General features: G+C 60.9%; 27 protein-coding genes. 3 read left to right on the top strand and 24 right to left on the bottom strand.

Annotated features, from left to right (window positions below):
* Positions 1–12: 12 nt before the first annotated feature.
* The 3 genes from ubiG to AAE484_RS15150 all read left to right on the top strand — a co-directional run bounded on the left by ubiG (position 13) and on the right by AAE484_RS15150 (position 2,324).
* Entirely contained in the window at positions 13–714 is a 702-nt protein-coding gene (gene ubiG, locus AAE484_RS15160) for a bifunctional 2-polyprenyl-6-hydroxyphenol methylase/3-demethylubiquinol 3-O-methyltransferase UbiG (protein WP_341939267.1), read from the top strand.
* Between the two features lie 10 nt (positions 715–724).
* Positions 725–1,396, top strand: a complete 672-nt coding sequence (locus AAE484_RS15155) for an HAD-IA family hydrolase (protein WP_341939266.1) — start codon at positions 725–727, stop codon at positions 1,394–1,396.
* A 181-nt stretch (positions 1,397–1,577) separates the two neighbouring features.
* On the top strand, positions 1,578–2,324 hold the full coding sequence (locus AAE484_RS15150; RefSeq protein ID WP_341939265.1) for a YciK family oxidoreductase: 747 nt from the start codon (positions 1,578–1,580) through the stop codon (positions 2,322–2,324).
* 79 nt (positions 2,325–2,403) lie between these two features.
* Here the strand turns inward: AAE484_RS15150 and AAE484_RS15145 are convergent, their stop codons facing one another.
* The 24 genes from AAE484_RS15145 to AAE484_RS15030 all read right to left on the bottom strand — a co-directional run bounded on the left by AAE484_RS15145 (position 2,404) and on the right by AAE484_RS15030 (position 25,436).
* Positions 2,404–2,775 carry a DUF2802 domain-containing protein gene (locus AAE484_RS15145; protein WP_341939264.1) on the bottom strand — a complete coding sequence of 124 codons (372 nt, stop codon included), beginning with the start codon at positions 2,773–2,775 and terminating at the stop codon, positions 2,404–2,406.
* Between the two features lie 6 nt (positions 2,776–2,781).
* The gene (locus AAE484_RS15140) at positions 2,782–3,273 is read right to left on the bottom strand and encodes a chemotaxis protein CheW (protein ID WP_341939263.1); all 492 of its coding nucleotides are present in this window, start codon (positions 3,271–3,273) and stop codon (positions 2,782–2,784) included.
* A gap of 94 nt (positions 3,274–3,367) precedes the next feature.
* Positions 3,368–4,264 carry a chemotaxis protein CheW gene (locus AAE484_RS15135; RefSeq protein WP_341939262.1) on the bottom strand — a complete coding sequence of 299 codons (897 nt, stop codon included), beginning with the start codon at positions 4,262–4,264 and terminating at the stop codon, positions 3,368–3,370.
* A complete protein-coding gene (locus tag AAE484_RS15130) occupies positions 4,261–5,061 on the bottom strand; it encodes a ParA family protein (protein ID WP_341939261.1) in 801 nt (266 codons plus the stop codon). The genes AAE484_RS15135 and AAE484_RS15130 overlap by 4 nt, the downstream gene beginning before the upstream one ends.
* Positions 5,062–5,159: 98 nt before the next feature.
* Complete coding sequence (gene motD / locus AAE484_RS15125; RefSeq protein WP_341939260.1) at positions 5,160–6,245, bottom strand: flagellar motor protein MotD; 1,086 nt, start codon at positions 6,243–6,245, stop codon at positions 5,160–5,162.
* Positions 6,246–6,272: 27 nt separating this feature from the next.
* Positions 6,273–7,016 carry a flagellar motor protein gene (locus AAE484_RS15120; protein WP_341939259.1) on the bottom strand — a complete coding sequence of 248 codons (744 nt, stop codon included), beginning with the start codon at positions 7,014–7,016 and terminating at the stop codon, positions 6,273–6,275.
* Position 7,017: 1 nt separating this feature from the next.
* On the bottom strand, positions 7,018–8,121 hold the full coding sequence (locus AAE484_RS15115) for a protein-glutamate methylesterase/protein-glutamine glutaminase (RefSeq protein ID WP_341939258.1): 1,104 nt from the start codon (positions 8,119–8,121) through the stop codon (positions 7,018–7,020).
* Between the two features lie 61 nt (positions 8,122–8,182).
* Positions 8,183–10,504 carry a chemotaxis protein CheA gene (locus AAE484_RS15110; RefSeq protein ID WP_341939257.1) on the bottom strand — a complete coding sequence of 774 codons (2,322 nt, stop codon included), beginning with the start codon at positions 10,502–10,504 and terminating at the stop codon, positions 8,183–8,185.
* A gap of 61 nt (positions 10,505–10,565) precedes the next feature.
* Positions 10,566–11,372, bottom strand: a complete 807-nt coding sequence (locus AAE484_RS15105; protein WP_341939256.1) for a protein phosphatase CheZ — start codon at positions 11,370–11,372, stop codon at positions 10,566–10,568.
* 37 nt (positions 11,373–11,409) lie between these two features.
* Positions 11,410–11,793, bottom strand: a complete 384-nt coding sequence (gene cheY, locus AAE484_RS15100; RefSeq protein WP_341939255.1) for a chemotaxis response regulator CheY — start codon at positions 11,791–11,793, stop codon at positions 11,410–11,412.
* A 114-nt stretch (positions 11,794–11,907) separates the two neighbouring features.
* The gene (locus tag AAE484_RS15095) at positions 11,908–12,654 is read right to left on the bottom strand and encodes an RNA polymerase sigma factor FliA (protein ID WP_445928862.1); all 747 of its coding nucleotides are present in this window, start codon (positions 12,652–12,654) and stop codon (positions 11,908–11,910) included.
* Between the two features lie 35 nt (positions 12,655–12,689).
* Positions 12,690–13,514 (bottom strand): MinD/ParA family protein, encoded by an 825-nt coding sequence (locus AAE484_RS15090; RefSeq protein ID WP_341939254.1) that lies wholly within the window; start codon positions 13,512–13,514, stop codon positions 12,690–12,692.
* Between the two features lie 62 nt (positions 13,515–13,576).
* Positions 13,577–15,136: a flagellar biosynthesis protein FlhF gene (gene flhF / locus AAE484_RS15085; RefSeq protein WP_341939253.1), complete on the bottom strand. Its 1,560-nt coding sequence runs from the start codon at positions 15,134–15,136 to the stop codon at positions 13,577–13,579.
* Between the two features lie 92 nt (positions 15,137–15,228).
* Positions 15,229–17,457: a flagellar biosynthesis protein FlhA gene (gene flhA / locus AAE484_RS15080; RefSeq protein WP_341939252.1), complete on the bottom strand. Its 2,229-nt coding sequence runs from the start codon at positions 17,455–17,457 to the stop codon at positions 15,229–15,231.
* Between the two features lie 157 nt (positions 17,458–17,614).
* Positions 17,615–18,751 carry a flagellar biosynthesis protein FlhB gene (flhB, locus tag AAE484_RS15075; protein WP_341939251.1) on the bottom strand — a complete coding sequence of 379 codons (1,137 nt, stop codon included), beginning with the start codon at positions 18,749–18,751 and terminating at the stop codon, positions 17,615–17,617.
* Entirely contained in the window at positions 18,751–19,536 is a 786-nt protein-coding gene (gene fliR, locus AAE484_RS15070; protein ID WP_341939250.1) for a flagellar biosynthetic protein FliR, read from the bottom strand. Before fliR ends, flhB begins: the two co-directional genes overlap by 1 nt.
* Before the next feature lie 36 nt (positions 19,537–19,572).
* Positions 19,573–19,842: a flagellar biosynthesis protein FliQ gene (gene fliQ / locus AAE484_RS15065; protein ID WP_341939248.1), complete on the bottom strand. Its 270-nt coding sequence runs from the start codon at positions 19,840–19,842 to the stop codon at positions 19,573–19,575.
* A gap of 4 nt (positions 19,843–19,846) precedes the next feature.
* Positions 19,847–20,689 carry a flagellar type III secretion system pore protein FliP gene (gene fliP, locus AAE484_RS15060; protein ID WP_341939247.1) on the bottom strand — a complete coding sequence of 281 codons (843 nt, stop codon included), beginning with the start codon at positions 20,687–20,689 and terminating at the stop codon, positions 19,847–19,849.
* Positions 20,690–20,697: 8 nt separating this feature from the next.
* Positions 20,698–21,141, bottom strand: coding sequence for a flagellar biosynthetic protein FliO (gene fliO / locus AAE484_RS15055; RefSeq protein ID WP_341939246.1), 444 nt, complete (start codon positions 21,139–21,141; stop codon positions 20,698–20,700).
* Positions 21,142–21,150: 9 nt separating this feature from the next.
* Positions 21,151–21,552: a flagellar motor switch protein FliN gene (gene fliN / locus AAE484_RS15050; RefSeq protein WP_445928863.1), complete on the bottom strand. Its 402-nt coding sequence runs from the start codon at positions 21,550–21,552 to the stop codon at positions 21,151–21,153.
* Between the two features lie 31 nt (positions 21,553–21,583).
* Positions 21,584–22,597 carry a flagellar motor switch protein FliM gene (gene fliM, locus AAE484_RS15045; RefSeq protein WP_341939244.1) on the bottom strand — a complete coding sequence of 338 codons (1,014 nt, stop codon included), beginning with the start codon at positions 22,595–22,597 and terminating at the stop codon, positions 21,584–21,586.
* A gap of 19 nt (positions 22,598–22,616) precedes the next feature.
* The gene (locus tag AAE484_RS15040; protein ID WP_341939243.1) at positions 22,617–23,156 is read right to left on the bottom strand and encodes a flagellar basal body-associated FliL family protein; all 540 of its coding nucleotides are present in this window, start codon (positions 23,154–23,156) and stop codon (positions 22,617–22,619) included.
* A 141-nt stretch (positions 23,157–23,297) separates the two neighbouring features.
* Positions 23,298–24,866, bottom strand: a complete 1,569-nt coding sequence (locus AAE484_RS15035; RefSeq protein WP_341939242.1) for a flagellar hook-length control protein FliK — start codon at positions 24,864–24,866, stop codon at positions 23,298–23,300.
* A gap of 168 nt (positions 24,867–25,034) precedes the next feature.
* On the bottom strand, positions 25,035–25,436 hold the full coding sequence (locus tag AAE484_RS15030; protein WP_341939241.1) for an Hpt domain-containing protein: 402 nt from the start codon (positions 25,434–25,436) through the stop codon (positions 25,035–25,037).
* Positions 25,437–25,457: the final 21 nt, after the last annotated feature.

Below are 25,457 nucleotides of genomic sequence, written 5' to 3'. Positions count from 1 at the left end.
GCAACCAACCCGATGAGCAATGTTGATAACGCGGAAATAGCCAAGTTCGAGGCCCTGGCCAGTCGCTGGTGGGACCCGGACAGCGAGTTCAAGCCGCTTCATGAGATCAACCCGTTGCGCGCCAACTTTATTGATCAGCACTCCCCGGTCGCGGGCAAAACCGTGCTGGATGTGGGCTGTGGCGGCGGCATTCTGACCGAGGCGCTCGCCCAGCGCGGCGCGGTCGCCAGCGGCATCGACATGGGCGAGGCGCCCCTGGCGGTGGCCCGCCTGCATGCCCAGCAGAGTGGTCTGGACATCGACTACCGGCAGATCACCGCCGAGGACCTGGCTGAGCAGGAGCCCGGCCAGTACGACATCGTCACCTGCCTGGAGATGCTCGAGCATGTGCCCGACCCGGCCTCCATCGTCGCCGCCTGTGCCCGGCTGGTGCGCCCGGGGGGCCACGTTTACTTCTCCACCATCAATCGCAACCCCAAGTCCTATGTGTTTGCCATTCTGGGCGCCGAATATGTGCTCAAGCTATTGCCCAGAGGCACCCACGATTACCGCAAATTCATCCGCCCCTCGGAGCTGGGGCGCTGGCTGCGTGCTTCCGACCTGGAACTCAAGACCCTGACCGGTATGACCTACAACCCGCTGACCCGGCGCTACAAGCTCACGAGCGGGGACGTAAGCGTCAATTACCTATTGCATGCACAGCACGCCGGCTAGAGACGCACCCATGAAACGAGACATCCGCGCCCTGGTGTTCGACCTGGACGGCACCCTACTCGACACCGCTCCGGACTTTGTGGTGGTGGTGAACAAACTGCGGGCGGAATACGACCTCCCGCCCCTACCAGCCGAGACCATCCGCCGCAGTGTGTCCAACGGGGCTCGCGCTCTGGTGTGTCTGGCCTTCGACATCACCCCGGAGCACACCGATTTTCTGCCCCTGCGCGAGCGATTGCTGGAGATCTACAGTGACAATCTGGCGACCCACTCCCGGCTGTTTCCGGGCATTCAGGCCGTACTGGACCGACTGGAACAATGGGGCCTGCCCTGGGGCATCGCCACCAATAAACCGGCAACCTACACCCTGCCCCTGATGAAGGCCCTGGACCTGAAGCCGGCGCCGGAGAGCATCATCTGCCCCGACCATGTAGCGGAACGCAAACCCCATCCCGAGTCGCTCTATCTTGCGGCCAAACATCTCGGCTGCGAGCCCGAGCATATTCTTTACCTGGGCGATCATCAGCGCGATATCGAATGCGGCCAGCGGGCCGGCTCGGTGACCCTGGCGGCCGCCTATGGCTATATTGAAGAGGGGGATGATATCGATGCCTGGGGGGCGGACTTCCGTGTGGAGCATGCCTCGGAGATTCTGGGGATTGTCGAGAGTCTCAGAGAGTAGCGGAAGAGCATGGGACGTTTGCCTCGGTGGGCGGAGCCCACCCTACAGAAACTGGGGATTGTGGAAAGTCTCAGAGAGTAGCGGAAGAGATGGTAGGGTGGGGTTTCCCCACCGGGTTTTTGGTGGGCGGAACCCACCCTACGGAAATGTTTAACCGAATCGAGAGAAGAAGAGCCTTTTTATGGAATTACCGGATCAATACCAACCCGCCCCCAGTCTGCTGAAAGACAAGATTATTGTGGTGACCGGGGCTGGCGACGGGATTGGCCGGGTTGCCGCCAAAACCTTTGCCGAGCACCGCGCCACCGTGGTGTTGCTGGGGCGCACCCTGGCCAAGCTGGAAAAAGTCTACGACGAAATCGAGCAGGCCGGCGGCCCCCAGCCAGCCATCTACCCGATCAATTTCGAAGGCGCGGTGGAAAAAGACTACCGCGATCTGTCCGATGCCCTGAACGACGAGTTCGGTCGGGTGGACGGGCTGCTGCACAACGCCAGCGACCTGGGAGAGCGCACGCCCATTGCCAACTACGCGGCCGACGCCTGGCTGCGGGTCATGCATGTGAATGTCAACGCGCCCTTCATGCTCACCCAGGCACTGCTGCCGCTGCTCGAGCGCGCCGACCACGCCAGCATTGTGTTTACCAGCTCGGGCGTCGCGCAGAAAGGCCGGGCCTTCTGGGGCGCTTATGCCGCCTCCAAGGCCGCCCAGGATAATATGATGGAGACCCTGGCGGAAGAGCTGGAAGGTACCGGTCCCGTCAGGGCCAACAGTCTGAACCCCGGTGCCACCCGCACGCGCATGCGCGCCTCGGCCTACCCGGCGGAAAACCCCGCCAGCGTGCCGCCGCCCGAGGCGCATATGCCGCTGTATCTGTATTTGATGGGGGATGATTCGGTGGGGGTTAACGGGCAGGTGTTTTCGGCGTAGGGTGTTTTCGGCGTAGAGTGTTTTTCGGTGGGCGGAGCCCACCCTACGGGTCTACGGTTTTCGGTGGGGGGACCCCACCCTACCGGTGTTCCTGCATTGCCTGCAGCAGGGAGGCTTCGGCCCGGGAGAGGCCGCAGCGGCGGGAGACTTCTTCCACATCCATACCCATGCGAAAGAGTTGGTTGGCCTCGGTATAGGGCTGGTCTGAAGGGCCAGCGGCTGAATCGCTGAGGCCACCGCCCTGCTGCACCCGTTTTTCCATGGAGAGCAGGCGATTGCCCATACCGATGGCGGCGCTGTTGACCACCGCGAGCTCGCTCTCCAACCGCCGGTGACTGCTCTTCAGCTGGTCCACCTGACGGTGGCTCGCCCGCAGCGCCACCAGCGAAATCGCCAGCGCCAACACACTCAACAGGGCACAGCCCGCCAGGGCCAGGTGAATCCAGTTCATGCCGGGTTAAATCTCATCCAGCTCGGCCCACTCTTCATTGGTGAGCAGCTTGTTCAGGTCAATCAGAATCAACAGTTCGTCGTTTTTGTGGCAGACGCCCTGAATGAACTTGGCACTCTCTTCGTTACCCACATTGGGCGCGCTTTCGATCTCGGACTGGTTGAGATAGACCACCTCGGCGACACTGTCGACCATGATGCCGATCACGTGGTTGTCGGTTTCGATGATCACGATGCGGGTGTTATCGGTCACCTCCCCGGCGGGCAGACCAAACCGGTGGCGAGTGTCGATCACGGTCACCACGTTGCCGCGCAGGTTGATGATCCCCAGCACGTAGGAAGGCGCGCCGGGTACGGGGGCAATCTCGGAGTAGCGCAGCACTTCCTGAACCTGCATCACGTTGATGCCATAGGTCTCGCCGTCGAGCCGAAAGGTGACCCACTGCAATACCTGATCGTCAGTGTCTTTGTTGGGTTTGCCGCGAGTGTTGGTCGCCATACGTCAATTCCTCATTACAATCTGTTGCTTACTATAGCCGATTGGCCCGGTCTGCGCCTAACTGCTACCGAAAAACAGCCGGCTGACACAGGGTTCAGGCCCGGCGGCGCGTATCCGCTTCCATTAACAATTGTCCAACGCGCGGTATATCCAGCAGCGCGCACATGTGTTCTTTGACCGTGCCGGCCAGCCAGGGACGGCGGCTGCGCTCGGAGCGCCATTTGACGTCCTCCGGATCCAGGCTGATGGGCTGATTCACGGTATCCACCGCCAGCCCCCAGGGAACACCATCAATGGAGATCACGTACTGGGCGGTGCGCACAAAGCTTTCATCGTAGCGCTCGGGCATCACAAATTTGGCGGTATTCACGGTGCGTATTTTCCCCATGGAGGTGGGCAGCAGGCCCATGAACCAGTCCGCCTGGCCAAACAGCGGTGTCAGCTCATCGGTCATGGGGTGAATCTGCCCCAGGGCAATCAAAGGGACGGCCAGGGTCAGGCCCGAGACCTTGAACAGCAGGACATCAAAACGCTTCTGCGCCCAGGCGGGCCGACCGTTGTCGAGCCACTCCAGATCTTTGGCGCGAAACGCCATCGCCTCCGGCTCGGGCAGCTTTGCCTCAGGCTCTTCCAGTAGCGCCTCTGGTTCCTCGTACTCGGGCTCTTGCTTTGGCTCCGGCTCGGCCCGAGTGACCACTTCAATGGCCGTGTGCTCCTCCCTGACTTCCCGCCGCGTCACTTCGGGGGCAAACGACTGAACGTTGGGCCGGGTCCGGGTTTTGACCTCCGGCTCCACCACAACAGGGGCCGGAATGGGCTCCGCCGTCGACTCCCGCAAGGAGGCGCTGTAGAGCAACTTCTGCAGACGCTCGCGCTGCTCTTCAAGCGGATCGGCGTAGCGGTGCGGCTCCGGCTCTTCCGAACTGGTGAGCAGCTCGTCCAGATAGCTCTGCAGCACCGCCTGGGGCCGGTCCGGGTGCTGGCGGCTCACGCGACACCTCCCCGGGCCAGAACGCCGGGCTCTCTTTTCATGAGCCAGCGATAGAGCGAGCGGTAACTTTCCACCCCGCGACTCTCGGGTTCGAACAGATGGGGTGGCAGGCCCACGCGACTGGCATCGCGAAACTTGGTGTCGACCGGAATCATCCCCGGCCAGACGGTTTTCGGGTAGGTGTTGCGAATGGTGAGCAGACTGCTGACCGAGGCCTGGGTGCGTCGGTCAAACATCACCGGCACAATATGATATTCCAGTGGGCGCTTGCGTGACCGGCTCATCATCTCCAGCGTATGGACCATCCGTTCCAGTCCCTTCAGGGCCAGAAACTCGGTCTGCACCGGCATGATCAGCCGCTGAGCGGCGGCCAGGGCGTTGATCATCAGCACACCCAGCAGCGGGGGCGTATCCACCAGCACCAGGTCGTAGTCGTCGTACACTTGCGCCAGGGCCTTGGTCAGTACCAGTCCCATGCCCTCCTGCCCCACTGAATGACGCTCCAGCGTGGCCAGGGCCGTGGCCGAAGGCATGAGGTGCAGATTGTCACAGCCGGTTTCCAGAATGAGCTCGCGCACCCGTTCGGGCGAGAGATTTTTACGCTCCTCAAACAGGGTAAACACGCTTTTCTGGACGCTGTCGGGATCTTGACGAAAGTAGGAGCTCAGGGAGCCGTGCGGATCCAGATCCAACAGCAATACCCGTCGCCCCTGCTCGGCGGCCAGCCCGCCCAGGGCAACGGTGGTCGTGGTTTTACCCACGCCGCCTTTCTGGTTCGCTATACTCCAAACGCGCAAAGCTCAGGGCCCTCAGTTGTCCCAATGTGGCAATATTTTGGCGACGGTCGGTGTTGACCACGCATAAGGTAAACGATGAGCAACGATCGTGCCGCCCACTAGGGGCGCTCTCTGGGCAGATCGGGGTCGCTGCTGAACAGCAATCCACCCCCTTCGAGCTCAACCGCTTCAATACCCGACGACCCTGAAGAGTTTTCGGCACCAACGGCGGTTTCTTGAGAGCCCTCAGCGGTGGGCAATAAAGAGCCCTCAGCGCTGTTGGGTGAAGAGCCATCAGCGGGGGGCAATAAAGAGCCATCAGCGCGGTTTAGTGAAGAGCCATCAGCTGGGTTTAATAAAGAGCCATCAGCACCGGAAGCATTACTCTCCGCTGGTGCCGCCGGCAGCGGCAAGGCCTCACTGCTGCGCTCATCGAGCGCCGCGCTGGGCCGCTCGACCGCCTCACGCGCAATCATCAGGGTCACCCGCCGGTTCCGCGCCCGGCCTTCCGCCGTGGCATTGCTGGCGCTGGGTTGGTGCTCGCCATAGCCCACCGCCGACAGCCGCCTGGGCCCGACCCCCTCACTCTGCAGCAACTTGACGATGGCGCTGGCCCGGGCCGCCGACAGTTCCCAGTTACTGGGGTAGCGCTGGTTGCGGATGGGCTGATCGTCGGTATGGCCTTCCACCTGAACCGGATTGTCGTATTCCACCAGCAGACCCGCCATGTCCGCAAACAGGTTCTCCGCGCGTGGGCTCAGCTCCGCGCTGCCGGAGTCGAACAGGATACTGTCGCGTAGCTCGATCTGCAGCCAGTATTCATTGGCGTGCACCGCCAGAAGATCGTCTCCGACCAGCCCGGAGAAGCGCTCGGTGATGCGCTGCGCCAGATCGGTCAGCTCAGCCATGGCCGCCGATTCGCCGATTTCCGGCTCGGCGGTATCGCCCCGGTCGTCACCGCGGATATCAATGGCGGAGGTCGAGGGGGCGCGGGCGGGATCGCCGACCTGAATCGGGCGGAGTGCCCGGGCCGGTTCGAATGCTTCGGTCAGAGTGTTGGACAGCACCCGGTACTTGCTTTCGTTCACCTGAGAGACGGAGTACATGACCACAAAAAAGGCAAACAGAAGGGTAATGAAGTCGGCGTAAGAGACCAACCAGCGCTCGTGATTCACATGCAGTTCAGCAGGTCGGCGACGGGGCATAAAGTGACTCTACTTATACTTGTGATGCTACTTGTGAAGGTAGCCGTTGAGCTTCATCTCGATCGCGCGCGGATTCTCACCGTCGGCGATGGCGATAATACCTTCAATCATCAACTCCCGATACTGAGAGCGTTCGTTGATGCACATTTTCAGTTTGTTGGCGATGGGCAACAGGAACAGGTTGGCCAGCGCAACGCCGTAAATGGTGGCGACAAAGGCCACCGCAATCCCCGGACCCAATTGCTCCGGGTCTGCCAGGTTGCGCATGACATGGATCAACCCCATGACCGCGCCGATAATACCGATGGTCGGCGAGTAACCGCCCATGCTTTCATAAAACCGGACCGCGTCCTGATCGCGCTGCTCGCTCAGGATCAGCTCGTTCTCCATGACCCGCCGAATGACCTGGGGCTCACTGCCATCGACCATCAGTTGCAGGCCTTTGCGGGCAAAGGGGTCTTTTTCGCTGTCGGCTACCTGTTCCAGCCCGAGCAGCCCCTGCTTGCGCGCTGTCACGGACCAGGCCACCACCTGGTCGATGCCCCGGCGAAAAGCGTACACCGGTGGCCGGAAGATCCAGGGGAAAATCACCAGCGCCCGTTTCAGGTGCACCTTGGGCGTCTGCAACATGGCCGCGCCCAGAGTGCCACCAATCACAATCAGCGCCGCCGGGCCGTTGAGCAAAGAGGAGAGTGATCCACCCTCAATGAAGTTACCGCCGATCAGTGCCGCGAAGCCGATAATAACCCCGAGGATGCTCAGAATATCCATATCAACTCACCTCGCGCGCCAGACGCGGCCCGATGTCTTTGAGGCTGAGCACCTTGTCGGTCAGTCCCGCTTTGGCGACGGCCATGGGCATACCGTATATCACGCAGCTCTGCTCGTCCTGGGACCAGATGGTGGCGCCGGCGGTTTTGAGCATGCGCGCGCCCTCCCGGCCATCCGAGCCCATCCCGGTCAACACCACACCCAGCACCGCGTTACCATACTGTTTGGCGGCGGAGCCAAAAGTGATATCCAGAGAAGGCTTATAGGTCATACGTGCGTCGTCCACAATTCTGATGCTGCCGCCATTGCGACTGTCGAGCATCAACTGCCGCCCACCCGGAGCCAGCAGAGCGAGCCCCGGCTCGAGCGAATCGCCTTCCGCCGCTTCGCGCACGCGGATCTGACACTGGCGATCCAGACGTTCGGCAAAGGCGCGGGTGAAATTCTCCGGCATATGCTGGATCAATACGATGGGCAGTGGGAAGTTGGCCGGCAGGTTGACCAGTACTTCTGTCAGAGCCACGGGCCCGCCGGTAGAGGCACCAATGACCAACAGCTTCGGGCGAACCTGAGGCCCGGTCCGGCCTACAGGCTGGCGCTCACGCTCGCGACTCAACAGAGGCTCACGCGAACGGCTGTCAGCCGTTGTGGGGGCCGATGAAGGCCGGGCCACCGTGCTGGAGCGGGCACCCGCCGCCGAGGCCCGCGACTGGCGCCCCAGGGTCAAGAGTCGCTCGTGCAGTCTGTCGCGCAGTTGGTTGGCGTTGCGGGAGACCTCGCTGAAGTCTTTGGGCATGAAGTCGGTCGCACCGGCCGCCAGCGCATCCAGGGTAATGCGGGCGCCTTCATAGGTGAGCGAGGAGAACATCAGAATCGGCACCGGCCGCTCCGCCATGATGTGCTTCACGGCGGTAATACCATCCATCACCGGCATTTCAAAGTCCATGGTGATGAGATCAGGCCTGAGCGTGCGCGCCTGCTCAACGGCCTCGCGGCCGTTAGTGGCGGTGCCAACGACGGTCAGCTCCGGGTGTTGATCGATCATATCTTTCAGCCGCTGGCGAAAGAAACTCGAATCATCTACCACTAACACCCGCAATGGCATCGCTGGAAACTCCTGTGTTTGACTCTGTGGCCCGGTGACTCCGTAGCCGTGGGTTATCCGGTCAGACGCCACCCGCGTAGCGTTTGAGCAAACCGGGGACGTCCAGGATGAGCGCCATAGTACCATCTCCGGTAATCGTCGCCCCGGCCATTCCGGGCGTGCCCTGCAACATTTTTCCCAGAGGCTTGATCACCACTTCTTCCTGACCGATCAACTGGTCCACCACAAACCCCACTTTGCGCGTTCCGATGGCCACAATCACCACGTGGGCTTCGTGGCTTCGGTCTTCGCGAACGCCACTGATCAACCAGTCTTTGAGATAAAACACCGGAATCGCCCGATCCCGGATGGTGACGCACTCCTGGCCATCCACGGTGTGAGTTTTGCGCATATCCATATGAAATATTTCCTGAACGCTGGCCAGCGGCAAGGCAAAAGCCTGCTTGGCCAGCATCACCATCAGGGTGGGCATGATCGCCAGCGTCAGCGGTACTTTGATCTTCAGCCGGGTGCCCTCGCCCAGGGTCGACTGAATCTCAATGGTGCCGTTGAGCTGGCTGATTTTGGTTTTCACCACATCCATACCGACGCCGCGTCCGGAAACGTCGGAAATCTCGGTTTTGGTAGAGAAGCCCGGCGCGAAAATCAGGTTGAACGCCTCGGTGTCAGACAATCGCTGGGCACTATCGGCGTCCATGACGCCTTTGCTCACGGCAATCTGGCGCAGCTTGTCCGGGTCCATCCCCGCGCCGTCGTCGGTGATCGACAAGAGTATATGATCGCCTTCCTGCTCGGCCGCCAGGACCACAGTGCCCGCCCGGGGCTTGCCGGCGGCTTCGCGCGCATCGGGCAGCTCTATGCCGTGATCCACGGAGTTGCGCACCAGGTGCACCAGCGGATCGGACAGCGCCTCGACCAGGTTTTTGTCGAGGTCTGTGTCCTCCCCCACCATCTCCAGGCTCACTTCCTTTTTCAGGTTGCGGGCCAGATCGCGCACCACTCGTGGGAAACGACCAAACACCTTTTTGATGGGCTGCATCCGGGTTTTCATGACCGAGGATTGCAGGTCGGCCGTGACCACATCGAGGTTGGAGACGGCCTTGGCCAATGCCTCGTTCTGGATGTCATCGCCCAGGCGCACCAGCCGATTGCGCACCAGCACCAGCTCGCCCACCATGTTCATGATTTCGTCGAGCCGCTGGGTATCGACCCGGACCGTGGTGTCCGCCGCCGGCGCGGTAGCGCCTCCATCCTTTTCAGTGTTCTTCTTCTCCGGACCTTTCTTCTCTGGGCCCTTCTTCTCCGGACCTTTGCCTCCGGTTACGGGCGGTTTGGTGTTCGCGGGAGACTCGTTGCCACCTCCGCCACTGCTCGCTTTGGGCGAGCTTGCTGGTGCCGGTTCCGGTTTTTCAGCAGGCTCTTGTGGCTCGACCGCTGAGGCGGGCTCTGACTTGCCCGCCGGTTTGGCGCCCACGCTCGGGCCACGCCCCTGGCCGTGCAGTTCATCCAGTAGGGATTCGAACTCGTCATCGGAAATGACGTCATCGGTGTCACCACTGGCCGCTTTTTTGTTGCCGGACTCGGAAGAAGCCGTCGTCGCCGGTTTGGCTGCGCCCGCGCCGGGCCCCTTGCCCTTGCCGTGCAGCTCGTCCAGTAGCGCTTCGAACTCATCATCGTCAATTTCGTCGCTGCCCTGCCCCGCACCGGCATCGGCCGGTTTGTCATCCGGGGTCTTCTGGGAGCTTCCCGGGGCTTTGCCCTTGCCGTGAATTTCATCCAGCAGGGCTTCAAATTCGTCTTCTTCGATGGTGTCGTCGCTGGCCGATGAGGCAGGAGCCGGCTTGCCCGAGGCGGCCGGTTCGTCGGTAATGGCATCGAGCAGCTGCTCAAACTCATCGTCGGTGATGTCACCGCTGGCGGGAGGGGATTGTTCGCCGGTTCCCGGGTCCGGGTCGGCCTGGGCCTCAGAGTGACCGTCATTCGCGCCGGCGGGCTCGCCCTTGACCAGGCGCTCCAGGGTGAGAATCAGGTCGGGATCGGGGGGCGACATCGCCTCGCCCTGAGAAATGTCGGCAAATTGTTGATTGACGGTGTCGAGTGCTTCGAGCACCACGTCCATCAGCTCTGGCGTTACCTGGCGCTGGCCGTTGCGCAGCACATCAAACAGGTTCTCGGTCACATGGCAGCATTCGACCATGGGATCGAGCTGCAGAAAGCCGGCACCGCCCTTGACGGTATGAAAGCCGCGAAAGATCGCATTGAGCAAATCGGTGTCATCGGGGCGCTGCTCGAGATCGACCAGCTGCTCCGACAGTTTCTCCAGTATTTCCCCTGCTTCGACCAGGAAGTCCTGGAGAATTTCTTCGTCTTCACCGAAACCCATTCAGCGCTCCTAAAATACAAACAATGACAGGCGGCTAACGATCAAGCGCCAATATCAGCCACTAAAACCCGAGACTGGAGAGCAGGTCATCGACTTCGTCCTGGTTACTGACCACGTCGGCTTTTTCGCTGGCGTTGATCTGGGGTCCCTCGCCTGACTTGTTTCTGTTCTTGCGTTTCTCACTGCCGCCCTCTCCGGTATCGGCATCAAACTCAAAACCTGTAACGTCTTCCACCTGGGAGGCGATCCGTACCAGGCTCACCAGATCCTGCTCGACATCGTTGATCAGTCCGATCACCCGCTTGAGCACCTGTCCGGTCAGATCCTGAAAGCCCTGTTCAAGCACGATTTCCTGCATATTGCGGCCCAGCTGGTCGGTTCCGGTGACCATCTGGCCCAGAAACTCATCCATCCGGTGGTACAGGTCCCGGAACTCGTCCGGCGACATTTCGCGGCGCTTCAGCCGGGCCCACTCCTCACGCAGCGCTCCGGCCTCCTGACCCAGATTGGTCGCGATGGGCGCTGACTCATCCACCATGTCCATGGTTTTATCGGCCGCCTTCTGGGTCAGGTCGATGACATAGTTCAGGCGGTTGGAGGCGTCCCGTATTTCGGAGTTGGCAATATTGGGAGGTTCAGAGGTCAGGTCACCATCGACATTGAAATTGACGATGGCATCGTGCAGGCCACGGGTCAGTCGACCCACGGACTGAAAGATGTGTCGGTCACGCACTTCGGTCATGGCGTGAATCAGCTGGGATGCCTCTTCGTAGTGATCGCCCTGCAGTTTATCAACCAGGAGCTTGGCGCACTCTTTCAGTTCGGAGATGAACTCCTCGTTCTCATGCAGCTGGGATGGTGAAGCCATGGGAAAGCCTTATTATACCTGTAGCGCCGAGCGCCAATCAGTTGACGCGCTCGAAAATTTTCTCGATTTTTTCTTTCAGTGCGGCCGCGGTGAAGGGCTTGACCACGTAACCGTTGACGCCCGCCTTGGCCGCTTCGATTATCTGGTCGCGCTTGGCTTCAGCGGTCACCATCAGCACCGGGAGCGTATTGAGCTTCTCGTCTTCACGCACCGCCCTCAGCAGGTCAATGCCACTCATGCCGGGCATATTCCAGTCGGTAATCAGAAAGTCGAATTCGCCGCTGCGAAGCATGGGGAGCGCCGTAACGCCATCATCCGCCTCGTGAGTGTTGCTGAAACCCAGGTCTCTAAGCAGGTTTTTAATAATCCGTCGCATCGTCGAGAAATCGTCGACAATCAGGATTTTCATGTTTTTATCCAATGCAACCTCCATCTACTCTGGCGGGAGTCGGTTTAAGAGTTGAGTCTATGATAGCAGGGCCGAGCCTTGGACTCAGCAAGCAGCCGGGCAAATTACCCACAAATGCGCCCCAGGTCAATCTTCGCCGCGCCAGTCTGCCAGACGGGTGCGCAGGCGCAGAGCGGCCTGACTGTGAATCTGGCTGACACGCGACTCACTGACGCCCAGCACCTGCCCGATCTCCTTGAGGTTGAGCTCCTCGTCATAATAGAGCGCCAATACCAGTTTTTCCCGCTCCGGTAGTTGGGTTATCGCCTGCGCAAGCGAATGCTTTAGCGCCGAGCGCTGAATTCCTTCCAGGGGGCTGGCGTGGTCGCTACCGGTGCCGGCGGTGGAGATGCTGGTCTCGTCGTCCCCGAAGGCCTCTTCGTAACTGAACAGGCGGCTGGCACTGCTGTCGCGCAGCATGGCGAAATAGTCATTGATCTCGACCCCCAACTCGTCCGCCACCTCGGCATCCTGGGCGTCCCGACCGGTGCGGCTCTCCACCACCCCGATGGCTTCACTGATCCGGCGGGCATTGCGGTGCACCGAGCGTGGCGCCCAGTCGCCCCGGCGCATCTCATCGACAATCGCCCCGCGAATCCGGATACCGGCATAGGTTTCAAAGCTGGCGCCCCGCGAGGAGTCGTATTTCTGCGCGGCCTCCAGCAGACCGATCATCCCGGCCTGAATCAGATCATCCACCTGCACACAGGCGGGCATACGCAGCATCATGTGATGGGCGATCCGTTTCACCAGAGGGGCGTAATCTTCCACCCGAATCTGGCTGCCAATCTGTCTGGTTTTATCGTACATGGCTAATCCATCGGCTGCGGCCATTGTCAGTTACCTCCAAAGCCCGTTAACGGCCTTCGCTAGCGGCTGTTGGCGACCTGAAGCAGGCGCTCGACAAAAAATTCCAGACGGCCCGTAGGTGCGCTGGGCAGGGGCCATTGGTCCACCTCTCGCGCCAGCTCCCGGATGGCCTGAGACGCCTTGGCGTGAGGGGCAAACTCCAGCAACGATTTCTGTTTCTGCACGGCTTTGCGTACATTTTCATCAAACGGGATATGCCCGGAAAATTGAAGCGTAACATCCAGAAATCGCTCGCACACGCCATTGAGCTTGTTGAACATGGCCTGGCCCTCACGCGGCGTGCGGGTCATATTGGCCACCACCCGAAAGCGCTGCAGACCGTGATCGCGGTTGAGCACCTTGATCAGGGCGTAAGCATCGGTAATGGACGAGGGTTCATCACAGACCACCACCAGCACTTCGTTGGCCGCGCGCACAAAGCTGATGACGGTATCGGAAATACCGGCCGCCGTATCCACCACCAGCACATCCAGCTGATCACTCAGTTCGCTGAAAGCGTTGATCAGCCCGGCGTGCTCGCGCGGACCGAGCATGGTCATGCGCTGCACACCGGAGGCCGCCGGCACAATTTTCAGACCGGAGGGACCGGGCACCAGCACATCCACCAGGCTGTGGGTGCCCTCGAGCACGTCGGACAATGTGTGTTTGGCCTTCAGACCCAGCAGCACATCGACATTCGCCAGCCCCAGGTCGGCATCGAGCAGCACCACCCGGCGGCGCAGTTCCGCCAGGGCGATACTGAGATTGACGGAGATATTGCTCTTGCCGACTCCGCCTTTGCCACCGGAGACCGCGATGACTTGTACCGGACGCGCTTGACTCATGTGTGTTATTACTCCTCGAAATCCGCTGGCGGACTGTTAAAGACGGCGTTCAATACCGCCGGTCAGACCGCCCGGGATCGTGGCCGGACTGTCTTTTTGGCCGGTTGTTCAGGGTCGACGGATCGACGTTCACTGTGTGTCTGTTTGATCAGGGCCGCGGCTCGCGCCACCAGCTGATGCCCACGGGCAACGTCCAGATCGCGCGGGATATCCTGGCCGTGGGTAGTATAGACGATCGGCACCCCGCTCTGCATGACTACGCCCATGGCCTCACCCAGGCTCGCGCTCTCATCCAGTTTGGTCAGGATGCAACCGGCCAGCCCCGCGCCACTGTAGGCGTGCAGTGAAGCCTTGAGCATGGCTTCCTGACTGTTACAGGGCAACACCAGAAGATTTTCCACTTTGGGCTGAGATTCGAGCAGCGCCATCTGGGCGAGCAGGCGCGGATCGCCCTGACGGAAGCCCGCGGTATCAATCAAGACCAACGAGCAGCGACGCAGATTGTAGAGCACCGAGTCCAGGGATTGACGATCATCCACCACCTTGACGGTGATACCCAATATACGCGCCAGGGAACGCAACTGATCATGGCCGCCGATGCGATGGGTATCGAGCGTGACCAGTGCCACTTCGCTCGCCCCATGGGCCATCACATAGCGGGCGGCCAGTTTGCCGATGCTGGTGGTTTTGCCCGCACCAGTGGGGCCAACCAGTGCAAACACGCCACCCTTATCCACCCGATCGGCATTATCGACCGGCAGTTGCCGGGACAGTCGGGCCAGCGCATCGGACCAGCTGCGGGCCAGTGGCCCCTGACTGGTGGCGCCTTCCATCACGGCCTCCACAGCCGAGGCGGGCAGCCCCATACGGGCCAGGCGGCGCGAGATGCTGGCCAGTGCCGGCGGCTTGGGGGCATCGCGGCGCTCGCCCACCACCTGAGACAACTGCTCTTCGAGCAGCAGTCGCATTTCGGCCAGCTCTTCCTGCAACTCCCGAAGTTGAGGGCCCGAGCTGGGCGCTTCGCCACTGGCTGACGCGGCATAGGGGTTGCGGGTCGGTTGTTGGGCGGCCGGGCGCTGGGCGCGATCGCTCACTGTTTCATCGTGCAGCGGGTAGCGCTCGGCGGCCGACTGGAAACGCCGGACGTCAGAGACTCTGTCGTCGCTGCGTCTATCTTCACGGCGCGGCTCAGAATGATGCTGGACACTACCAGAGCCCGGGGCCCGGTCGGCACCCATGGCGGCGGCGACCCGGCCATGGCCGGCGGGAATGCCCGCGTTCACGGTCTGATTGGGTTTGAGGAATTCTTCGGCCGAGGCCTCGACGTCTCGCTGCAGCTGCTGGCGCTGACGGGCCTGTTCAATGGCCGCCGCCCGTTCTTTACCGGTTTGCGGTAGAGCCCTTCCCGCTTGCGGTATTGCCTGATCCGGTTCGGGGGCCGACATGGAGGGCTCAGGTTCGGGTGGCATCTCCGGCATGGCGGGAGTCGCCTTTGTAGTCAACAACTCCACCCCCTCTTTGGTCCGGTTACTGGACAGAATCACCGCATCGGGTCCCAGCTCCTGGCGAACCATTTCCAGGGCGCGTCGCATATCCGCCGCGAGAAATCGCTTTACCTGCATTGTCGTACTCCTCGTTTACTGCGCTGGTCGTTTACTGCGCAGGTCATTGACTACGCTGGGGTCTATACACTCAGCCGGGTCAGCTGGCCGGGCTAGCGGTTGTTTTTCTGGCCGGCACCGACGCTGGCCTCAATGGATATCTGTTTGTTCTCGGGCACTTCGGTGTAAGCCAACACATTCATGTCCGGGACACTGTTGCGGGCAAAACGCGCCAGCATGGATCTCAACGGCGCCGCCACCAGCAGAATCAGCGGTTTCCCCGCCACTTCCTGTTTTTGTGCCGCCTCTATCAGTGATTTCTGAAAGCGTTCGGCCAGACTGGGCTCGATAAAGGCACTGTCGTCGGCGCCAGATTTCTGTGCCTGCTGAACAGTGTTGAGCAATAACTGTTCCAACTCGGGATCCAGGGTGATCACCGGCATTTCCCGGTCGGAACCCACGATGTTCTGTACGATCTGGCGTGAAAGCGCCACCCGGGCCGCCGCGGTCAAAGCGGCGGGATCTTGACTCTTACTCGGGTTGGCCGCCAGGGCTTCGGCGATCGAGCGCATATCGCGAATCGGCACCCGCTCACGCAACAGGTTCTGCAGCACCTTCAGCAACACGTTCAGACTGACGGTGTTGGGCACCAGCTCTTCCACCAGCTTGGGAGAACTCTTGGCGAGCATGTCCAGCAGCTTCTGCACATCCTCATGACCCAGCAACTCCCAGGTGTGCTGTTGCAGAATCTGGTTAAGGTGGGTGGCCACCACCGTGCTGGCATCCACCACGGTGTAGCCCAGGGTCTGGGCCTTCTCTTTCTGGTTGGCATCGATCCAGACCGCATCCAGGCCAAAGGCCGGATCCTTGGTTTTGTTGCCTTCCAGTTCGCCGAATACCTGACCGGGATTGATCGCCATATCCCGGTCCGGGTAGACCTCGGCCTCGGCCACCGCGACGCCCATCAGGCTGATCCGGTAAGCGTTGGGCATCAGGTCCAGGTTGTCCCGGATATGCACCGAGGGAATCAGAAAACCCATTTCCTGGGACAGCTTCTTGCGCACCCCCTTGATCCGACCCAGCAGTTCACCGCCCTGCCCCCGATCGACCAGAGGAATAAGGCGATAACCCACTTCCAGCCCGATGATGTCCACCGGCTGGACGTCGTCCCAGTCGAGCTCGGCGGACTCTTTGGGTGCCGGCGGCAGAGACGCGGTCCCTCCCCCGGAGCCCCCCGCATCGATCGGCGGCTGACTGCCCCCACCGGGAGCCGAGCGGCTGGCCGGGGGCACATAGCCCTGATCCGCTTCCACCGCCTGGGGTTGCTGTTGACGCCAGTGAATGAAATACGCCAGCCCGCCGCAGAGAAAGCCCAGGCCCAGAAAGGCGACGTGCGGCATGCCCGGGATCGAGCCCATCAGAATCAGTACGCCCGAGGCAATGGCCAGTGCCTTGGGCGAGGCGAACATCTGCCCCATGATCTGCTCGCGCATGTCCTCGGAGCTGTTGACCCGGGTCACCAGAATGGCGGCGGAAGTGGACAGCAGCAGAGACGGAATCTGGGCGACCAGACCGTCGCCGATGGTCAGCAGAATGTAGAACTCAAGCGCCTGGGAAAAGGCCAGGTCGTGCTGGATCATGCCGATGCCCAACCCGCCGATGATGTTGATCACCAGAATCAGGATGCCGGCGATGGCATCGCCGCGCACAAACTTGCTGGCACCGTCCATGGCGCCGTAGAAGTCGGCCTCACTCGCCACGTCCTGGCGCCGGGTGCGTGCCTCGTCCTGGTCGATCAGGCCGGCATTCAGGTCGGCGTCAATGGCCATCTGTTTGCCCGGCATGGCATCCAGGGTAAACCGGGCACTCACCTCGGAGATGCGCCCGGCACCCTTGGTGACCACCACAAAGTTGATGATCATCAGAATCAGGAACACCACCAGACCGACCGCGTAGTTGCCCCCGATCACCACCTCGCCAAAGGCCTGGATCACCTTACCGGCGGCGTCGCCACCCTCGTGCCCATTGAGCAGCACCACGCGGGTGGAGGCCACATTCAGGGCCAACCGCAGCAGTGTGGCCACCAGCAGAATCGTCGGAAAAACGGCGAAATCCAGCGGCCGCATGGCGTAGACGCCCACCAGCAGCACGACGATCGACAGGGCGATATTGAAGGAAAAGAAAGCATCCAGCAGAAACGGCGGTACGGGCAGAATCATCATACCCAGCAACATCAGCAGCAACAGCGGCACACCCAGATTGTTCTGGCCCAGGCCGCGCAGCTGTTTGAAAGCGGCTCCGCGGTCGATATTGTTCAATTGGCTGAAGCTGGGTAAGGCCATGGATGGTCGCTTTTTTGACGGTTTTGGGTGCTAAAGTCGCGCTCTACCCTGCCATCGCAAAAAGCGTACCTGTTTTGCAAAAAATCGGGAAAACCGTCTATTTGTCAGCGCGTCAAGGCTGTACCCACTCTTCAGGGAGACAGTTATTCGCCACGCCTCAATCAAACTGCATATCGCGCGGAACCTTGATGTTGCGGGGGTAGCTGGGCCGCTCGCCGCGGCCGCGACGGTAGTTGCGGATCTGGAAAACATAGGCCAGGACCTGGGCAACGGCCATATAAAGGTCGGCGGGAATTTCCTGATCCAGATCGGTGGTGTGGTAAATGGCGCGCGCCAACACCGGTGACTCCATGATCTCGATTTTGTGGGCGCGGGCAATTTCCCGGATCTTCATGGCGGTCTGGTCGCCGCCCTTGGCCAGGAGGACGGGGGTGGCCATGTTGTCCGGATCGTATTTCAGGGCGACGGCGTAGTGCGTCGGGTTGGTGATCACCACATCCGCCTTGGGCACTTCGGACATCATCCGCCGCTGCGCCATTTCCCGCTGCAACTGGCGGATACGGCTCTTCACTTCCGGCTTGCCTTCGGTGTCTTTCGACTCGTCCTTCACCTCCTGCAGGGACATCTTCAATTTCTGCTGGTTGTCCCAGATCTGGAAGGGGATATCGATCATGGCGATCGCGATGGTGACAGCGGCCAGGGCCACGGCTCCGATCGCGCTCAACCAGACGGAATTCTTGATGGCGGTCACCGCTTCCTGATCCGACAGCCGGAGGATGTCCTGCTGCTGAATCGCCAGTAGCAGCACGGCGACACTCATGATCAACAGCACCTTGCCCAGTGCCTTGGCCAGCTCCATCAGCGCCTTGAGGGCAAACATGCGCTTGAGCCCCGCCAGTGGATCCATTCGGCTGGCTTTCGGGGCCATGGATTTGGCGCTGATCATCCAGCCCCCCAGAGCAATCGGGCCGGCAATGGAGGCCACAAACAGCAGCCCGAATACCGGCATGACGCTCATCATCCCGTGGTACAGCGAGGCGGTAAAGTGATGCACCATCGCTTCGGTATCAAAGATGACTTCGCGGCTCAGATCAAAGTTGTAGCTCGTCATGCCGGCCAGCTTGCTGGTCATGTAGGAGCCGAAAATGATCAGGCCAATGGTCCCCGCCAGCAGAATGAAGGTGGTGGTCAGCTCGCGCGAACGGGGAATCTGCCCCTCCTCGCGCGCTTTCTCCTGTTTTCGCGCCGTGGGGTCTTCTGTTTTTTCCTGACTGCTGTCGTTGTCTTCAGCCATTACTGAACCCCGATTATCCGACGCAGCGACACAAACCCTTCCTGCATGGTGACTTCAAACACCGGCAGAAAAGCCCCCAGAGAAAACCACATGACCAGCAGGCCGAACATCAACGTCATGGGAAAGCCCACAGTAAACACGTTCATCTGCGGCGCCGAGCGGTTCATGGCACCAAAGGCCATATTGATGATCATCACCGCCGTAAAGATGGGCAGCGCGATCACCAGCCCGAGACTGAATATCCAGGTGCCCATGCTGGCAATGGCCCAGAAGCTCCCCACCGGCAACCCGCCCGTCCCGATGGGCAGCGTCTCATAGCTGCGCACGAGCAGTTCGATCGCCATCAGATGGCCGTTGTAGCTGAGGAACAACAGCGTCGAGAGCAGCAGATAAAATTGTGACAGCACCGAGGTCGACACACCGGTCGAGGGATCATTCATGGCCGCAAAGCCCAGGCCCATTTTCATGGCCACCATTTCACCGGCCATCACAAAGACATGCAGTACGATCTGAAGCATGAAGCCCATGGCGACGCCAATCAGCAGCTCCTGCGCCACCACGACCATGGCCTGGATCGAGACCAGATCAATGTCCGGCATGGCCGGCAACAGGGGCGCAACCAGGATGGTCAGAAAGAACGCCAACACCACCCGCACCCGGGGCGTGACCGTTTGCGCCCCGATGACCGGCATGGCCAGGAACAGACCGCCGATGCGCAGCATCGGCCAGAGATACTGGCCGATAAACTGCATCAGTTGCTGCTCGCTCAACACCAGCTCGTTCATGGCCCTGTGCTCCCACACCCGCGCTTCATCATCCGGTCAACCAATCAGATTGGGAACATTGGTGTACAGGCGATTGAACAGATCCATGAATTCGCGCAGCAGCCAGGGGCCGGCAATCATCACCGAGGCCAGGGTGACCAGAAGACGCGGCAGAAAACTCAGCGTCTGCTCGTTGATCTGGGTGGCGGCCTGAAACATGCTGACGATCAGACCCACCAGCAGGCCGGGGCCCACGATCACCACCAGCATCAGAACTACAAGAAACAGGGCATCGGCAAACAGGTCCATTACCACTTCGGGGGTCATAGCGTCAGACTCCAAAGCTCGCGGCGAGGGTGCCAATCAGCATCGCCCAGCCGTCGACCAGCACAAACAGCATGATTTTGAATGGCAGGGAAATGATCAGGGGCGAGAGCATCATCATACCCATGGCCATCAGCACACTGGCGACCACCAGGTCGATCACCAGAAAAGGAATGAAGATGATGAACCCGATCTGGAACGCCGTTTTCAGCTCGCTGGTCACAAAGGCCGGTACCAGAATGCTGAAGGGAGTGTCTTCCGGGGTCTGGATCGGGCCATTGTCGGCGATCCCGACAAACAGTTCGATATCCGACTCGCGGGTCTGGGCCAGCATGAACGAGTGGAAGGGTTCGGCGGTGCGGGCCACCGCTTCCTGGGCGTTGATCTCCTCGTTGATGTAAGGCTGCAGCGCGTCTTCATTGATGACGCTCAGCACCGGTTGCATGATGAACAGGGTGAGAAACAGCGAGAGACCGATCAGAATCTGGTTGGAGGGCGACTGCTGCAGCCCCAATGCCTGCCGCAGAATCGCAAACACGATGATGATCCGGGTAAAGGAGGTCATCATCAACAGGACGGCCGGCAAAAACGTCAACGCAGTCATCACCGCCAGAATCTGCAGGGTGACCGTATAGTCTTCCGAGCCGTCCGGATTGGTGGTGACAGTCATTGCCGGCAGGCCGGGGATGGCCGGCAGCGATCCGCCGATCGCCTGCTCGGCCGGATTCTGTTGATTCTGCTGGCTCTGCGGGTCCTCCTGGGCCGATGGACTGGCCGCCGAAAACAGCAGAACCAGCATCAACAGTGATGGCCAGACGACGCGGCGGGTGAAAAATTGAAAGTGTCTCATCGCCGCCATCATCGCCCGCCGGAATTTTTGTGTTGCATGATGGCCATCAATTTCTGTTTGAAGTCCGCCGGGTGGGCGGTATCGCTGGTGTCAATCACGGGCGTTTCAAACACATGCAGCGTTCGGATCTGCTGCGGCGTAGCGCCCAACAGCAGTTGCTGGCCCCCGACGTCGACCACCAGCAGCCGCTCGCGGGTGCCCAGCGGCAGGGTCGCGACAATTTTCATGTCGCCCCGCTGCCCGAAACCGCCCTGCCCGAAGCGGCGCAGCAGCCAGGCCAGCGCAAAAATCAGCGCCAGGATCAACAGCAGGCTCAAGGCGACATTGAGCAGCTGGGAGGCCGCGCCGACCCGCTCGGGCTCGCTGGCCTCCGGCGCCGATTCCGACTGCGCCCAGGCGAACAGGGGCAGGGTCAGCAGAACGACAGAAAAACGGGTGAGCGCCGTGAGCATGATGGAATCCTAGCGCAGCTTTTTGATACGTTCGGACGGACTGATCACGTCCGTCATGCGGATACCGAACTTCTCGTTCACCACCACCACTTCGCCGTGGGCGATCAGGGTGCCGTTCACCAGTACGTCGAGTGGCTCGCCCGCCAGACGATCCAGTTCAATCACCGAACCCTGGTTCAGTTGCAGCAGGTTGCGAATACTGATGGAGGTGCGCCCCACTTCCATGGAAATGGACACCGGAATATCCAGAATTACATCCAGATCCGGGTTGGTGTTGGGCTCTTCGTCCTCGGTCAGCTCGTCCAGCGGGACGCGATCGGCATCAGAGCGCTGGTCATAGTCGGCCGAGTCATCACCGCTGTCGTCATCGTCGGACTGCTCGGCCATGGCCGCTTCCCACTCCGCCGCCATGGCGTCCTGATCTTCGTTGTTCTCAGGGGTATCATTCTCGCTCGCCACGGGAGCCTCCTTCATTGGCCGTAATATTGTAGGCACTGCTGTGATCAATCAGACCCTTGACCTTGAACGCCAGATTGCCGCGAATCTGGCCCAGGCGGGTGCGGAACATGGGAACGCCGTTGGCGGTCACCACGTGGTGTTCGGGAAACTCAACCGGAATCACATCGCCGGGCTTGAGGTTGATGATGTCTCTGAGGGTAATCTCGCGCTGGACGATGTCGCACTCGAGCTCGACATGGGCCGCCAGCACATCTTCACGCAACGCCTTCACCCAGCGCTCATCCACATCGTCGCTGTCGCTCTGCAGGCCGGAATCGAGCACCTCACGGATGGGTTCGATCATCGAGTAGGGAACGGTAATGTGCATATCACCGCCGCCCCCGTCGAGCTCCACGTGGAAGGTGCTGACCACCACCACTTCACTCGGGCTGACGATGTTGGCCAGCGACGGGTTCACCTCGGAATTCATGTACTCGAAGGTGATGGGCATGACCGCTTTCCAGGCTTCCCCCAGATCGACAAACACCTGATCCAGCACCATCTGCACCACGCGCAGTTCGGTGGGGGTAAATTCCCGCCCTTCGATCTTGGCGTGACGGCCGTCGCCACCAAAAAAGTTGTCCACCAGTTTGAACACCAGGCGGGCATCCAGAATGATCAGAGCGTTGCCGCGAAGTGGGCGGAATTTCACCATGTTCAGACTGGTGGGCACATAGAGTGTATGCACGTACTCGCCAAACTTCTGGATCTGGATACCACCTACCGAGACGTCCGCCGTGCGCCGGAGCATATTGAACATGCTGATCCGGGTGTAGCGGGCGAAGCGCTCGTTGATCATTTCCAGCGTGGGCATCCGCCCGCGCACGATCCGGTCCTGGCTGGTCAGGTCATAGGATTTGACCGGTTCCAGCTCGAGATCGTCATCGGTATCGACATCGCCATCGTCTACCCCGTGGAGCAGCGCGTCGATTTCATCCTGTGAGAGTAAGTCTTGCACTCGCGCCTACCTTAGTCGTCTACTGCATCACAAAGCTGGTGAATAGTACCTGTTCCACACCGGGCTCGCCGGTTTCTTCTTCCAGGATCTGACGGACCTGCCGCACGGCATCCTGACGCAGTAGCTCCCGCCCTTCGGGGGTCTGCAGATCTTCAAATTCCTGCCCGGAAAACAGCATGATCAGGTCATTGCGGATCCGGGGCATGTGCCGTTCAATGGCCTTGGCCACATCGTTGTCGCGGAACATCAGGTTGACCTCGGCCTGCAGGAATCGCTGGCGACCGCGCACGTTGTAGTTGATCACGAACTTTTCTTTCAGCGGATAATAGATGGCCCTTTCGGGTTCCGGCTCGACTTCTTCCACCGGAGCTTCCTCTCCGGCAACCGGAGTGGCCTCTTCGGCCCCCAGCATATGAAGCAAGCCAACGGTGGTGCCCACCGAGATCGCCACCAGCAAAATCGCCAACAGTCCCAACAGTAGCCAGCGTTTGCGCTTCGCCTTGCGCTCGACAGCCGCCTGTTCTTCTTCGGTCAGTTCGCGCTCTTCTTCTTCCGCCATGTCAAAAGTCCGTCACTCACGTGATTAAGTAGGGTTGAGCAATAGGCGTGCCAAAGCGGCACCGCCTGTTGGCGGATACTTTGGCACAGGGTCGTGACGGGGGCAAGCGAGGAGTGTGGTGGGTGGGCTCCGCCCACCAGCTCAGGCGTAGTGGTCGACCAGATATTGAGACACCAGAGTTTCGGTGACCACACCGGCGTCGGGTTCGTCACCGGCGCCGGCCTGCTGACCGCCGCGGCCGGAGCCATTCCCTTCGCCATCACCTGTCTGGCCCCGGTCGGACTGGTCAGAGACGTTCACATCCACCAGGTCCAGCCCCTGATCGGCAAACATCTCACGCAGGCGCGCGGCGCTCTGATCGAGCGCTTCGCGCACGGCGGGCTGGGCGCTGGTAAAGGTCACACTGATCTGGTCCTGATGGCTACTGACCCGCACCTGCATGGGCCCGAGATCGGGCGGGTCCAGACGCAACTCGGCGGTGGAAATATTCTGCGCCGCCTGCCATAGCACCCGCTGGCCCACGGCCTGACTCCACTGCGCCTGCCCCACGGGCACGCGCACCTCAGACTGAACCGTGAACTGACGCTCGCCGGGCTGCACCGGGGCCTGGCGGGCGGCATCCAGATTCGCCAGAGAACTGGCGGCCGTGGTGTTCTGTACCAGCTCAATGGGCCGTGCACCGGGGTTCTCGCCCCGCCCCGCCGCCTGCAGCAGTTTGGCAAACGCTTCTTTCCCGGCCGACAGCTCCGAATCCTTGCCGCCCAGCAGTTTCTCCAGCATGTCATCCGGTTCGGCTGTCTGTATCCCTCCGGTCAGTAATGATGAGCTGGAGTCGAGCGACGAACCTCCCACTTTGAACTGGCTCCCCGATTCTGTCGCCCGACCGCCCGTTTCTTTCGCCAGCTGACTCAGGTAGGCGGCACCGCTGCCACCGAGCACATCCTTCAGGTTTTTACCCTCGGGAAAGCGCTGGGCCAGCGCCGGAATTTCGGCGAGGGGAATGGCCTGGAGCAGATTCGCAATATCGGCCACCGGTGCGCCCTCCTCCAGCGCCATCATCAGCTCCTTCAGTGCCGCCTCGGCGTCCTCGCTCAACTGTCCCGATCCGAGTTGCGCATGAAGGTCTTTCAGCAGACTGGCCACATCATCGCCCAGAGCCTGCAGGTCGCCCTCAGACAACTGAGCCAACAGCTCTTCGGCGGTCGGAGTTGATTCCTGCGCCTCGCCCGAGGTGCCCGATTGCTCCGCCCGATCGGTTTTGCCCGCCGAGGCGGAAGCTGCCCGAGCGGGTTGATCGTCCACTCTGGACCGGTCCGTCGACGCTGTAGTCTCGGATTTCTTACTTTCAGCCCGGTCGGCCTGCTTCCGGTCGGCGCTCGCTTTGGCATCAACGCGCGCCTGGTTCTGCTCCCGAGCGGCGTCGCGCCGCTGCGCCAGTTCCGAGCGCTCGGAGGCCCGGTTCTGCCCCGGATTGTCCGATCGCAGTGGCGGCTCCTGCCGCGCGGGCCTTTGATTCTGTGCGGACCTATCATTCCGCGCCGGGCCCTCATTCCGCGGAGGGCCTTCATTCCGCAGAGGGCTCTCATTCCGCAGAGGGCTCTCGAGCAGGCGGCGAAAGTCTTCCCCTCCCTGCCGGGCCGAGGGGTTGCGGGGAGCGTCCCCTCGCGGGGCCGGGGACAGTAAGCTGGAAATGGAATTGTGACCGGGCATGCGCGGCGTCTCCGAAAGCATCGGCGGCAAGTGTTTGCCGCCGGGGGTCGTTTGAGTGAACTCTACGGGGACTATTGCAAGCTTGATGCCAATTGCAGGCTTGATGCCAAGCGCAAGCATAGTGCCAACGCAGGCTTTGCTGCCAAACGGGCCAGGGGGCCGGTTGTCTTACTCGGTGAGGGTATTGAGGATACTTTTGAGTTGTGAGAATTCCTGCTGGATGTTCACCAGCTCGTGCTCCAGCCCGTCGAGCTTCCCTTCGCGTCCGCCGTCTTCCATCACCTGACAGAGCTCAGCCAGGCGCACGGCACCCAGGTTATTGCAGCTGCCTTTGAAGCTGTGAGCCTGACGGCGCACACTCTCCTGATCACGTGTGGCGAGCGCCTTCTGCAGATTGCGGATGCGCTCCTCGGAATCATTGACGAAGGTGTTGATCAGCTCGGGAAACTGGCCTTCCATGACTTCCTGCAGCGTCTGCAGAATCTCCCGATCCAGATGGGCGGCCGACGCCGGCTCCGCTGCCTGGGTGTGATCCGGCTTTTCGCCTGTTCGGTGGTCTTCAGAGCTCATGAGGTATACCTCTTATTGCGC

Origin of the sequence: Marinimicrobium sp. C2-29 (genome assembly GCF_038419845.1) — a bacterium.
GTDB lineage: Bacteria > Pseudomonadota > Gammaproteobacteria > Pseudomonadales > Cellvibrionaceae > Marinimicrobium.
The sequence above is the reverse complement of the archived record's forward strand: the minus strand, read 5'-3'. Positions and strand labels throughout refer to the sequence as shown.

Bases quoted from the DNA above. Each gene is read 5' to 3' on its own strand.
- AAE484_RS15105 (WP_341939256.1), bottom strand. From the start codon at position 11,372: ATGGCTTCACCATCCCAGCTGCATGAGAACGAGGAGTTCATCTCCGAA.
- flhF (WP_341939253.1), bottom strand. From the start codon at position 15,136: ATGCAGGTAAAGCGATTTCTCGCGGCGGATATGCGACGCGCCCTGGAA.
- fliP (WP_341939247.1), bottom strand. From the start codon at position 20,689: ATGAGACACTTTCAATTTTTCACCCGCCGCGTCGTCTGGCCATCACTG.
- AAE484_RS15040 (WP_341939243.1), bottom strand. From the start codon at position 23,156: ATGGCGGAAGAAGAAGAGCGCGAACTGACCGAAGAAGAACAGGCGGCT.
- fliN (WP_445928863.1), bottom strand. From the start codon at position 21,552: ATGGCGGCGGAGTGGGAAGCGGCCATGGCCGAGCAGTCCGACGATGAC.
- AAE484_RS15030 (WP_341939241.1), bottom strand. From the start codon at position 25,436: ATGAGCTCTGAAGACCACCGAACAGGCGAAAAGCCGGATCACACCCAG.
- AAE484_RS15140 (WP_341939263.1), bottom strand. From the start codon at position 3,273: ATGGCGACCAACACTCGCGGCAAACCCAACAAAGACACTGACGATCAG.
- AAE484_RS15035 (WP_341939242.1), bottom strand. From the start codon at position 24,866: ATGCCCGGTCACAATTCCATTTCCAGCTTACTGTCCCCGGCCCCGCGA.
- fliO (WP_341939246.1), bottom strand. From the start codon at position 21,141: ATGCTCACGGCGCTCACCCGTTTTTCTGTCGTTCTGCTGACCCTGCCC.
- AAE484_RS15120 (WP_341939259.1), bottom strand. From the start codon at position 7,016: ATGGATATTCTGAGCATCCTCGGGGTTATTATCGGCTTCGCGGCACTG.
- AAE484_RS15150 (WP_341939265.1), top strand. From the start codon at position 1,578: ATGGAATTACCGGATCAATACCAACCCGCCCCCAGTCTGCTGAAAGAC.
- AAE484_RS15115 (WP_341939258.1), bottom strand. From the start codon at position 8,121: ATGCCATTGCGGGTGTTAGTGGTAGATGATTCGAGTTTCTTTCGCCAG.
- AAE484_RS15155 (WP_341939266.1), top strand. From the start codon at position 725: ATGAAACGAGACATCCGCGCCCTGGTGTTCGACCTGGACGGCACCCTA.
- ubiG (WP_341939267.1), top strand. From the start codon at position 13: ATGAGCAATGTTGATAACGCGGAAATAGCCAAGTTCGAGGCCCTGGCC.
- AAE484_RS15110 (WP_341939257.1), bottom strand. From the start codon at position 10,504: ATGGGTTTCGGTGAAGACGAAGAAATTCTCCAGGACTTCCTGGTCGAA.
- AAE484_RS15145 (WP_341939264.1), bottom strand. From the start codon at position 2,775: ATGAACTGGATTCACCTGGCCCTGGCGGGCTGTGCCCTGTTGAGTGTG.
- AAE484_RS15095 (WP_445928862.1), bottom strand. From the start codon at position 12,654: ATGGCCGCAGCCGATGGATTAGCCATGTACGATAAAACCAGACAGATT.
- flhA (WP_341939252.1), bottom strand. From the start codon at position 17,457: ATGGCCTTACCCAGCTTCAGCCAATTGAACAATATCGACCGCGGAGCC.
- AAE484_RS15090 (WP_341939254.1), bottom strand. From the start codon at position 13,514: ATGAGTCAAGCGCGTCCGGTACAAGTCATCGCGGTCTCCGGTGGCAAA.
- fliR (WP_341939250.1), bottom strand. From the start codon at position 19,536: ATGAACGAGCTGGTGTTGAGCGAGCAGCAACTGATGCAGTTTATCGGC.
- flhB (WP_341939251.1), bottom strand. From the start codon at position 18,751: ATGGCTGAAGACAACGACAGCAGTCAGGAAAAAACAGAAGACCCCACG.
- fliQ (WP_341939248.1), bottom strand. From the start codon at position 19,842: ATGACCCCCGAAGTGGTAATGGACCTGTTTGCCGATGCCCTGTTTCTT.
- motD (WP_341939260.1), bottom strand. From the start codon at position 6,245: ATGCCCCGTCGCCGACCTGCTGAACTGCATGTGAATCACGAGCGCTGG.